Below are 9,500 nucleotides of genomic sequence, written 5' to 3' on the forward strand. Positions count from 1 at the left end.
TGTCGGCCGACGGCCGCAGCCGGGCCTTCGTCAACGACCAGCCGGCGGGCGTGACCGCGCTGCGCGAAATCGGCGCCGCCCTGGTCGAGGTGCACGGCCAGCACGAGACCGTCGGCCTCCTGGACTGGCGCACCCACCGCGGCCTGCTGGACGCGTACGGCGGCCTGAAGCCGCAGCTGGACGGGGTCGCGGCGGCGTCGGTGAAGCTGAAGGCGGCCGAGGCGCGGCTGGCCGAGCTGAAGGCCCAGGCGGCCGACGCGGCGGCCCGCGCCGAGGAGATCGCCCTGAACCTGGCCGAGCTGGACGCGCTGGACCCCCGCGCCGACGAGGAGACCGAGCTGGCCGGCGAGCGGGCCCTGCTGGGCGCGGCCGAGAAGGCCATCGCCGACCTGGCCGACGCCCGCACCCAGTTGGGCGGCGACAAGCTGAGCCAGAAGCTGGGCGCCGCGCTCCGCGCCGTCGAACACGCCCGCCAGCGGGCTGGCCAGGCGGGCGCCGAGGGCGACCACCCGGTGATCCAGAAACTGTCCGCCGCCGTCGACGCCATCGACCGCACGATGGTGGAGGCCGCCGAGGCCATCGCCGCCGTGGACGCCGCCGCCGACGCTTTCGAATACGAGCCCGGCCGGCTGGACAAGGCCGAGGAGCGGCTGTTCGCCCTGCGCGCGGCGGCGCGCAAGCTGAACACCACGGTCGACGCCCTGCCGACGCTGCGCCAGCGCCTGCGCGAGCAGCTGCGGCTGATCGAGGACGGCGCCGACGCCCTGGCCCAGGCCGGGCGCGACGCGGCGGCCGCGCTGGAGGCGTACGACCTGGCCGCGACCCTGCTGACCTCGGCGCGCGAGGCGGCGGCCGAGCGGCTGACCGAGGCGGTGATGGGCGAACTGGGCCCGCTGAAGCTGGAGCGCGCGCGCTTCCGCGTGGCGCTGGAGCCTATCGAGAACCGGCGCGGCCCCGAGGGCGTGGAGACCGTCCGCTTCCAGATCGCCACCAACGCCGGAACCGACTTCGGCCCGCTGGACGCCATCGCGTCGGGCGGCGAACTGGCCCGCTTCGCCCTGGCGATGAAGGCGGCGCTGGCCAGCCGGCAGGACCTGCGCCAGCCGGTGATGATCTTCGACGAGGTGGACCAGGGCGTCGGCGGCGCCGTGGCCGAGGCGGTGGGCACGCGGCTGCAGCGGCTGTCGGACGGCGCCCAGGTGCTGGTCGTGACCCACAGCCCCCAGGTGGCGGCGCGCGGCCACGCCCACTGGAAGGTGATGAAGGCCGACCGCGACGGCCTGACCGCCACCACGGTGGTCGCCCTGGACGATGCGCGCCGCCGCGAGGAGATCGCGCGGATGCTGTCCGGCGCCGAGATCACCGACGCCGCCCGCGCGGCGGCCGAGGCGCTGATCGGATAATTTTTCTCCCTCCCCTTCATGGGGAGGGACGGCGGAGCGCAGCGAAGCCCGGGTGGAGAAGTTACGGCGCCCCGCTCACGCCCTTTCGAGCCCCACCCCGATCGCTGCGCGATCACCTCTCCCCATGAAGGGGAGGGANNATGGGGAGGGTGGCTGAGCCTGTAAGGCGAGGCCGGGTGGGGCCGGCTAGGCAAACCAAGTGCAGCGCCTTGCATCACCAAGCCCTCCCCACCCGGTCGTCGCTGCGCTCCGACCACCCTCCCCATGAAGGGGAGGGAGAAAGTCCCGCCTGTCTCCGCACGACGAAAATCACCCTGACTGTGCGCGCTGGCCGTTCCCAGCCATCGCATCCGCATACTCGGCGGCGAGGTCGGCGTAGGCGGCGGGGAGGGGCTGGCCGCGCGCCAGCTTGACCGCCACGTCCACGGCGATGGAGCGGACGAACTGGACCAGCAGGGCGTCGCGGCCGTCGTCGTCGATCGTGTCGTCCTCGTCGGGCCAGCTGTCGACCCGCGCATCGACGCGCAGCACGGCCTCGGCGGCCTGGGCCATGCGCTGGGCGTCCAGCGCCCGGCCCTCGCGCAGGGCCTGGGCCGCGCGCGCCAGCGACTGGCGCGCCAGGGCGCGCGGGTTCAGCGCCAGGGGGATGCGGAAGGCCGCGACGACCGGCCGCTCGGCCGCCTCCAGCGCCGCCGGCACGGGCCCCAGGCCGACCCCCTGACCCTGGCCCCAGGTGGAGGGCGCCGCCGCCGCCGCCGCTACCGCCGGGCGCGCCGCGTCGCCCATCGCCGCCTTGGTCCAGCCCTCGCGCGCGGCGCGCTTGCGGATGGCGGCGACGCTGACCCCGAAACGGGCCGCGACGGCAGGCGCCGACAGGCCCGACAGATAGGCCTCGCGGATCCGGCCCCAGGTCTGGGGACCGGCACGGACATAGGTGGTCGCGGGGTGGGCGCGCATGGACATTCGCCTGTACAATTTGTCGAGGTCTGGACATTTCCAGACGCGCAAAGCCTGCCACGGCCCGCGACCAGGGCGCGCCGATCGTCTCCACTGTCCCCGGAGTAGCGGGTCAGGGTATGAAATTATTCGTCTTCCGATGACGCTGGTCGGGATCAAATAGGCGAGTTGGACGGGGCCGGGCATCCGATCTCGTCCTTCCGGGGCCGGGCGAAGCGCGGAACCCGGAACCCAGGACCCCGGTCGCGGCGCCGGACGCGCTCGGGGCCCGATGCTTGCTTCCTGGGTTCCGGGTTCGTCCTGCGGACGCCCCGGAAGGACAGCGAAGGGGCGCCGACGCCGCATTGCAATCCACACACGCCGAGCCGCCGCCCACAGGCCGGGCGTGGATATATGTTCCCTTTTTGTTCCGGTTCTGCTTTGTGGTCATGTCGGTGGCGCGACGGAGGATCAGATGAACGACCGAGCCCTTTCAGACATGGTGAACCAGATGGACGCGGAGCTGGCCCGCGCCGAACCCGACCTGCCCCTCCACCCCGAGGAGACCCGCCGCCTGGAGATCATGCGCGCCCTGGCGCTGGGGCTGGGGAATTTCGAGCGGATGCGCGCGCATGACGTGCATCTGCTGGCGGCAAGGATGGGGAGAAGGTGAGGGGGAGGGATCGGCTCCCATGGCCCGCTGTTCAAGCCGTTGTCGTCCGGCCAGGATGCGGCGCGCTCGACATCGGGGGCAACCGCCGTGGCTGCGGTTCGTTTCAAGCGACCCCAGTTACGGAGTCCACTCATGAAACTTGCCCAGAACACCCTCGTGGCCGTTGTCGATGGCGAAAAGCTCGCCCTGTTCCGCAATACGGGCCAGCAGGACGTCCGCCTTCAGGCCGTCCCGACTCCGGAGATCGAGGACCGCGTATCCGGCGCGGCGGGGCGCATCTCCAGCGAAGCCAATCCCGATAACGACACCCAGGCCGAAGACGGCTTCGCCATGGGCGTGGCCGAAGTGCTCAACAAATGGGTGCTGACGAACAAGGTCGAGCACCTGCTGGTCATCGCCGCACCCAAGACCTTGGGTCAACTCCGCAAGGGTTGGCACAAGGAAACGTCGTCGCGCCTGATCGGCGAGGTCGCGAAGGACCTGACCGGCCACTCCACCGATCAGATCGCAGCGGCCATCGAGAAGGCGTGACGCCTCACGCGGGCCGCGACGCGTGGCGTGAGCAGAGCTGGCCCGCGCCGAAGCCGACCTACCCCTTCGCCCCGTGGAGACCGCCTGGGGATTCTGGGAGCCATGGCGATGCGCCTGGGCAACTTCGAGCGGATGCGCGCGCATGACGTGCATCCGCTGACCGCCACGACGGGGAGGCCGTGAGGGCGGCGATGCGGCCGGCCCCGTCTATGCCTTGTCGCGGATTCGCATGCCGCCGCCGCCGCTGGTCTGGATGTCGAACCGGCCGGTGGCGCGAATGAGATCGGACAGTTTGGCGTGGCCATAAGTGCGCTGGTCGAAATCCGGATAGGCGTTGCGCAGGCGGTTTCCGATCCCGCCGACAGCGACCCAGCCGTCGCCATCCTCGTCCATGTCGGCGATGACGCTGGCGATCAGTCGGGCGGCTTCCGCCGGTTTGCGCCGGCTTTCCGCGTGGGCGCGGCGCGATGTCTTGGCTTCGCCCCCTTCGACCTCGGTGGGAACGCTCAGATTTTCAGTGTAGATAAAGCGGGTGCAGGCCTGTCGAAAGCTTTCGGGCGTCTTCTGTTCGCCGAATCCATAGACGTCCACGCCCTCTTCCCGGATGCGCGAGGCCAGGCGGGTGAAGTCTGCATCGGATGACACCAGGCAGAAGCCGTCGAACCGGCCCGAATGCAAAAGGTCCATGGCGTCGATGACCAGGGCGATGTCACCCGAGTTCTTGCCCTTGGTATTGGCGAAATTCTGTTGGGGCTGGATGGCGAAACGCGCCAAGACCTTGGTCCAGCCGGCGATCTGCGGGCTGGCGAAATCGCCATAGATGCGGCGGGCGGACGCCTCGCCGAGAGCGGCGATTTCGGTGAACAGCGCCTCGGCGATCCTGTGCGAAGCGTTCTCCGCGTCGATCAGCACCGCCAGGCGCGGCGCGCGGGCTTCAGCCGCCATGTTCATTCCCTGCACGACGAGACGGCAGCGTGGGTCGTGCTTTGCGTCGGGTCAAGCGTGCGCGTTCATCGACGCCGTCCTCCACCCGCTCATGGGATAGCAGATCGGCCACACGTGCGAGGAACGCACGATGCCGCCTTGCGGCCTGCACCGGATCTGCGCCCTTCAGCAGGGCGCGCCCCGAGAAGCGCGAGCCCTCTTCGTTGAGCCGAGCGACGAGGGCGTCGAGATGGCCGGAACCCTTTCGGGCGTCCATCAGCTCGGAGTGGGCGCGCGCGTCGCTGAGACGCCGTGTCAGGCTCGGCTCGATCTCCTGACCCAACTCGGCCCGGGCGGCGAATTGCACGAAATCGTGCGCATAGAGGCGCACGAAACTCTCCTCGATCATGGCTGGTCCTCATGACTTTCGGCGGCCAGAGCCTCCGGGGTTTCGGTGGGCCGGTCCTCAGGCGTCGCTGGATGGCAGGGACGTCTGGTGACCTTTGGCAGGCAGGGGCTTTTTCTTCGCCGTCCGGGTGCGCGCCGGAACCGCCGGCTTGGGAAGGGAGGCGCGTCGGGCCGCTTCGGAGTCGATGACGGGAATGATCTCCGAGGCGGCGGCGACCTGACCCGGCAGGCCGTGCTCGATCAGACGCACGGCGTTGCTGCGGAGCGCGGCCAGATCTGCGTCGGTCATGCCAGGAATTTTTTCGGCCAGCGGGGTCATGGGTTCACCTTTCGGACAGGGTGTCCGGGCGACGCGCAAGGCGCCAGCCCCTGAGCTGATTGAAGCGGATCTCAACCGTCACGGCGTCGCCCAGCCGGGTCGCCTCGGTCTCGCCCAAGGACGGCAGCACGGTGATCAGGTGGCCGTTGCCAAGCCGTACGCGCCGGGCGCCGAGCGGAAGCAGCCGGGTCACGACGCCTTCAAAGGCGATCGCTTGATCGCGGATGGGAACGGCGTCCTCAGGCCTCCGCCGTGAGACGGCCGGCCGATTCCTTGCCGCTGCGGGCGTCGCGCTCCACCTCGAAGCCGATCTTCTGGCCTTCGTTCAACGAGGAAAGCTCAGAGGCTTCGACGGCCGACGCGTGGACGAAAACGTCCTTTCCGCCGTCGTCAGGCGCGATGAAGCCGTAACCCTTGGTGGGATTGTACCATTTGACAGTGCCGGTAGCCATTTTCAGATCTCCATCTGTGTGGGCCGCAAGGGGAATTCCCAGGCGGCCTGTCGGATCTGAACGGAGCGGCTTTTGGACCTCGGTGCGCGATGCAAAGGGCGGCGCGTTACGCAGAGAAGTCGACAGGATGTAAGATGGGGAGGCCGACGCTCCACCGCAAGGGCGCCGGACGACCAACGTCCTCAGCCGCCCGTATCGATCCGCGCCACCACCGACATCCCCGGCGCCAGCCGCTGCGCCGCCGCCTGGCCCGGATCGATGGCGATACGCACCGGTATCCGCTGGGCGACCTTGGTGAAGTTGCCGGTGGCGTTGTCGGGGCGGATGACGCTGAACTCGCTGCCGGCGGCGGGGGCGATGCGCTCGACATGGCCGCGCAGGGTCTGGCCGCCTAACGCATCGACGGACAGGTCGACGGGCTGGCCGACGCGGACGTTCTTCATCTGCGTCTCCTTCATGTTGGCGGTGACCCAGATCGCATCCGGGACCAGGCCCATCAGCTGGGTTCCTGCGGTGACGTACTGGCCCTGACGCACGCCGACTTCGCCCAGGCGGCCGGCGCGGGGGGCGGTGATGCGGGTGTTGGCCAGGTCGATCTGGGCCAGGCGCACGGCGGCGCGGGCGTTCTCGACCCCTGCTGCCAGGGCGTCGCGGTTGACCACGGCGCTCTCCACCCCCGTTTCGGCCACGCCGCGCTGGGCGCGGGCCTGGGCGACCTGGGCCTGGGCGCTGCGCAGGGCGGCCTCGGCCACGTCGACATTGGCTTGGGACACCCAGCCGCCTTCCTTCAGGGTGCGGGCGCGGTTGGCGTCGGCCTGGGCCTTGGCCAGGGTCGCCTCGGCCCCGGCGATGGCGGCGGCGTATTGGGCCACCGACCCGCGCGCCGAGGCCTGGGACTGGGCCGAATTCTCCAACGCCGCTTCGGCCGCGTGCAGGGCCGCCTGGGCCTGGTCCAGCCGCTGGCGATAGATGCGGTCGTCCACCTGGGCCAGCAGCTGGCCGGGCTGGACCGTCTGGAAGTCCTTGACCGGGACGTCGGTGACATAGCCGCTGACCTGGGGGCTGATCAGGGTGACCTGGCCGCGAACATAGGCGTTGTCGGTGCGCTGCACGCCGCCGGTGAAGGGCGGCAGGCGCCAGGCGTAGAGCACCAGCAGCACCCCCAGGACCGCCGCCGCCGCCGCCACGACCGTCCACAGCACGCGCTTCTTCGGCTCGGGCGCGGGGGGCTCGGGCGCGGGGGGCGCGGCCGGTTGCGGGGCCGGCTGGGCGGGGGCTGGGGCTGAAGCAGGGGCGGCGTCGGTCATGGCTGTTCTTCTTTTTCTTGATCGGGTCAGTCGACGGCGGCGGACACGGTCGCGGCGTCGGGATTTCGGGCGGTGCGGCGGGCCTCGGCGCGGGCCCTCCAGCGTGGACGCAGGTGGATCACCGTGACCCATGCGCAGCCCAGGGCGGCGATGACGGCGATGATCAGGAAGACGTCGTTGTAGGCCAGGACGTTGGCCTGCTGGGTCACCTGACGGCTGAGCAGAGCGACGCCCTCGGCCCTGAGCAGGGCCGGATCGGTGAGGGTGTGGGCGTAGGCGCCCGACAGCTGGGCCAGGCGCTGGGTCGCCAACGGGTCGGAGGCTGTGATGTCGGCGGCCAGCTGGTTGGAATGGAACTTCTCGCGCACGATCTGCAGGCTGCCGGTCAGGGCCGAGCCGGCCAGGCCGCCGACGTTCTGCAGCACGCTGAACATGACGATGAAGCTGATCAGGTTCTGCTTGCCCTGCTGGATCACGCGCGAAATGCCGATCATCAGCGCCGGGCCGATGAACATGGCCGAGGCGAAGGCGATCAGGGCCTGGCTGAAATAGAGCTGGGCCGGGCGCGTCAGGACGGTGGAGTGGCTGTCGATGAAGGCGCCGATGGCGATCAGGCCGAGCGCGATGGCGATGGGCTTGTTCAGCTTCTCCATGTTCAAAGTGAAGGCGCTGACGGCGGTGCCGGCGATCATGGCCAGCAGGATGACGACGAACAGGCCGTGCAACTGGTCCGGACCCAGGCCGACGACGGTCAGGAAGCCCACCGCGCCCGAGGTCTGTTCCGACAGCACCATGCGGATCAGCAGGATCGCCCCGAACAGGCGCAGCATGTCGGCGCCGGTCAGCCAGCGGGTGTTGATCAGCGGGTTCTTGCGATTGTGCTCGATCGCCAGTGCGGCGGTCAGCAGGACGATGGCGCCGATCAGGCACCAGCCCAGCCACGGCGCCTGGGTCCACCACACCACCCGGCCCAGGCCCAGCACCACCGTCAGGCAGGCCACGCCCGGCGCGAACAGGGCGAAGGTCAGGAAGTCCGTCGGCTCGAACACCTTGAGCCGCTCGGACGGGGGCAGCTTCAGGATCAGGGTGCCGACCCAGCACAGCAGGGCCATGCCCAGCTCGAAGGTGTAGAAGCCGCGCCAGTCGTCCAGCTGCAGCAGGGTCGGCATGATCAGGCGCGCCAGCGGGGTGGCGAAGCTGGCCAGGCCGATGCCGATGATCAGCCCCTTCAGCCGGTGGGCCGCCGGAAAGGCCTGGATCAGATAGAGGAAGCCCAGGCTGGACAGGCCCGTCGCCACCATGCCCGCGAAGGCGCGCACCACCAGGGTGGACCCGTAGTTGTCGACCAGCAGGTGCGCCGCGCAGACCAGGACGAAGACGGCCAGGAAGATCTGGGTGAACAGGCGCAGGCCGTACTGCTGGCGGAACTTGATCAGGATCAGGTTCAGGCAGGCGTTGGTCATGACGAAGACGACCGGCAGCCAGGCCGCCTCGAACGGCGTGATGCCCAGCGAGCCCTGCAGGCTGGACAGATTGGCCAGGATGGCGGCGTTGCCCAGCGAGCCGGTGATCGCCACCAGAACGCCGGTCAGGGCGTACTGCAGGCGCCGGGGCCAGGGGTGGTCCGGGGTCGCCGGGCTGCCGGGCATCATCGGCCGCTCGTGCGGCTTCAGCGTCTCGACATACTGTTCCCAGGGCAGGCGCCAGTCGTCGGGGGCCATCAGCGGGCCTCCCGGGGGCGGGCCTTCAGCCCGTCCAGCAGCAGGGCGCGGACACGTTCGGAAACGGCGCGACGCTCGGCCTCGTCGGCGTTCTGGAAGCCGGCGCCCAGCAGGGTCGCGATCAGGCGAATGTCCATCGGCCCCAGATCCTCCCTGACCAGGCCCGCCGCCTGGGCGCGCGCCAACGGCCCGGCGCCCGCCTCCATCAAGCGTCGCCTTAAGGGCGCAAGCGCGTCGGGCGAGCGGACGTTCCGCACTACGCCCGCCAGGCCGGCGTTGCGGATCATGTGCTGGGCCAGCTGGTCGAGGAACCAGAAGAAGGCGTCGGGATCGTCGCCGCGCTGGGCGGTGCGGCGACCCAGGTCCTCGACCTCTTCCTCCAGCACGGCCAGGGCCAGTTCGGTGCGATCGGCGAAGTGACGATACAGGGTGCCGCGTCCCACGCCCGCCCGCTCGGCGATCAGGTCCAGCGGCGCGTCCAGCCCCTGTTCGGACAGCACCGCGCGCGCGGCCGCCAAGAGGGCGGCGCGGTTCTGGACGGCGTCCTTTCGGACCGGCTTGGGGGCGGGGTGCGACATGCTGTCACGTTAAATGGACAGTGGTGTCCGTTTTTCAAGAGGGGGATCGTGCAGGGCCGTCAGAGCGGCTTTTCCAGCACCACGAAATCCAGCGCCGGACGGGGCGGATCGACGGGGAAGGGGCGGGTCTCGCCGGTCAGGCGATAGCCGCGCCGTTCGTACCAGGCGATCAGTTCGGCGCGCTGGCGGATGACGGTCATCTCCATGCGCGTGGCGGCGAAGCGGGCGGCGGCGGCGGCCTCGGCGGC

The 9,500-nt window shown here is 70.2% G+C and carries 12 protein-coding genes and 1 pseudogene; 3 read left to right on the forward strand and 10 right to left on the reverse strand.

The features are described 5' to 3' along the window. On the forward strand, window positions 1–1,403 hold a 1,403-nt coding region (locus B2U11_RS07260; RefSeq protein ID WP_292070856.1), incomplete at its 5' end, for a DNA repair protein RecN. A gap of 309 nt (window positions 1,404–1,712) precedes the next feature. Here B2U11_RS07260 and B2U11_RS07265 read toward each other — a convergent pair. After that, window positions 1,713–2,360: a hypothetical protein gene (locus B2U11_RS07265; protein ID WP_292070857.1), complete on the reverse strand. Its 648-nt coding sequence runs from the start codon at window positions 2,358–2,360 to the stop codon at window positions 1,713–1,715. A 454-nt stretch (window positions 2,361–2,814) separates the two neighbouring features. Between B2U11_RS07265 and B2U11_RS07270 the strand changes: the two genes are divergently transcribed. Both B2U11_RS07270 and B2U11_RS07275 read left to right on the forward strand, forming a co-directional pair. Beyond that, window positions 2,815–3,012 carry a hypothetical protein gene (locus B2U11_RS07270; protein WP_201216960.1) on the forward strand — a complete coding sequence of 66 codons (198 nt, stop codon included), beginning with the start codon at window positions 2,815–2,817 and terminating at the stop codon, window positions 3,010–3,012. Window positions 3,013–3,144: 132 nt separating this feature from the next. After that, entirely contained in the window at window positions 3,145–3,543 is a 399-nt protein-coding gene (locus B2U11_RS07275) for a host attachment family protein (RefSeq protein WP_292070858.1), read from the forward strand. Between the two features lie 207 nt (window positions 3,544–3,750). On the opposite strand, the gene B2U11_RS07280 is transcribed toward B2U11_RS07275, so the two are convergent. From B2U11_RS07280 to B2U11_RS07320, 9 genes and pseudogenes are all read right to left on the reverse strand, one after another. Further along, the gene (locus B2U11_RS07280) at window positions 3,751–4,488 is read right to left on the reverse strand and encodes an NYN domain-containing protein (protein ID WP_201216948.1); all 738 of its coding nucleotides are present in this window, start codon (window positions 4,486–4,488) and stop codon (window positions 3,751–3,753) included. Next, entirely contained in the window at window positions 4,478–4,876 is a 399-nt protein-coding gene (locus tag B2U11_RS07285) for a hypothetical protein (protein WP_201216945.1), read from the reverse strand. The genes B2U11_RS07280 and B2U11_RS07285 overlap by 11 nt, the downstream gene beginning before the upstream one ends. Before the next feature lie 57 nt (window positions 4,877–4,933). Further along, the gene (locus tag B2U11_RS07290; protein ID WP_201216942.1) at window positions 4,934–5,194 is read right to left on the reverse strand and encodes a hypothetical protein; all 261 of its coding nucleotides are present in this window, start codon (window positions 5,192–5,194) and stop codon (window positions 4,934–4,936) included. A 4-nt stretch (window positions 5,195–5,198) separates the two neighbouring features. After that, window positions 5,199–5,387, reverse strand: coding sequence for a hypothetical protein (locus B2U11_RS07295; protein WP_201216939.1), 189 nt, complete (start codon window positions 5,385–5,387; stop codon window positions 5,199–5,201). Between the two features lie 46 nt (window positions 5,388–5,433). Further along, window positions 5,434–5,646, reverse strand: coding sequence for a cold-shock protein (locus B2U11_RS07300; RefSeq protein WP_201216936.1), 213 nt, complete (start codon window positions 5,644–5,646; stop codon window positions 5,434–5,436). A gap of 182 nt (window positions 5,647–5,828) precedes the next feature. Continuing rightward, window positions 5,829–6,953: an HlyD family secretion protein gene (locus tag B2U11_RS07305; RefSeq protein WP_292070859.1), complete on the reverse strand. Its 1,125-nt coding sequence runs from the start codon at window positions 6,951–6,953 to the stop codon at window positions 5,829–5,831. 26 nt (window positions 6,954–6,979) lie between these two features. Continuing rightward, window positions 6,980–8,674 (reverse strand): MFS transporter, encoded by a 1,695-nt coding sequence (locus B2U11_RS07310; protein WP_292070860.1) that lies wholly within the window; start codon window positions 8,672–8,674, stop codon window positions 6,980–6,982. Continuing rightward, window positions 8,674–9,252: a TetR/AcrR family transcriptional regulator gene (locus B2U11_RS07315; RefSeq protein WP_292070861.1), complete on the reverse strand. Its 579-nt coding sequence runs from the start codon at window positions 9,250–9,252 to the stop codon at window positions 8,674–8,676. The genes B2U11_RS07310 and B2U11_RS07315 overlap by 1 nt, the downstream gene beginning before the upstream one ends. 59 nt (window positions 9,253–9,311) lie before the next feature. After that, window positions 9,312–9,500: pseudogene (locus B2U11_RS07320) on the reverse strand (GNAT family N-acetyltransferase); the annotation flags it as partial.

Origin of the sequence: Brevundimonas sp. UBA7534, from assembly GCF_002479325.1 — a bacterium.
GTDB lineage: Bacteria > Pseudomonadota > Alphaproteobacteria > Caulobacterales > Caulobacteraceae > Brevundimonas.